This is a genomic window from Brachyspira sp. SAP_772 (assembly GCF_009755885.1).
GTDB lineage: Bacteria > Spirochaetota > Brachyspiria > Brachyspirales > Brachyspiraceae > Brachyspira.
Genome location: NZ_VYIX01000223.1, coordinates 1 through 656 on the forward strand (window position 1 = coordinate 1; position 656 = coordinate 656).

At 24.2% G+C, this 656-nt stretch carries 1 protein-coding gene; it reads right to left on the reverse strand.

Features of this window, described 5'->3' with window-relative positions:
• On the reverse strand, positions 1 to 492 hold a 492-nt coding region (locus GQX97_RS13690), incomplete at its 3' end, for a nitrilase-related carbon-nitrogen hydrolase (RefSeq protein ID WP_304488840.1).
• Positions 493 to 656 lie beyond the last annotated feature (164 nt).

Genomic DNA, 656 nt, shown 5'->3' on the forward strand with positions numbered 1-656 from the left:
ATTAATTTCTATCTCTAATGGTTTTAAATATTTTTTTATACTTACATCATTTTCTAAAGCTAAATCTTTTAAGCTGTAAAAATGTCTGCTGTCATCAAACTCTTTATAATTTGGAAGAAGAGTTTTTATAAAGAAATTATATTCTGTTGTATTATTGTCTATAAGCTTGCCATCTTTTGCTACAAACAATGCATTATATTTTCTCACTCTTCCGTCAAAGTTTTTTTTAGCTTTATCTAAAGCAATATTACCAAAAATAACATATATATCTTTAGAAGCTTTTATTATCTCTTCTCCAAGTCTCTCGCATTCTCTTACAAATGATTCACTCTCCCACATATCTCCAACCATATACCCAGAAACAGAAAGCTCTGGAAAAACAATAATATCTGCCTTATTATCCCTTGCTTCTTCAATATATTTAATCATTTTACTAGCATTTATCACCGGCATAGAAGGTATTATTTCAAATTGGCATATAGCTATCTTCATAAGAAACACTCCAATTTTTTAATTAAATTTTTAATATAAAATTAAATAAAATATTGGATAATATAATATAAGAAAATAAATAATTTGTCAAAATATATATTATAATGATATAATCAAATAATTAAAACTTATTATTGAGGTTATAAATAAAATGAGAAGAAAAG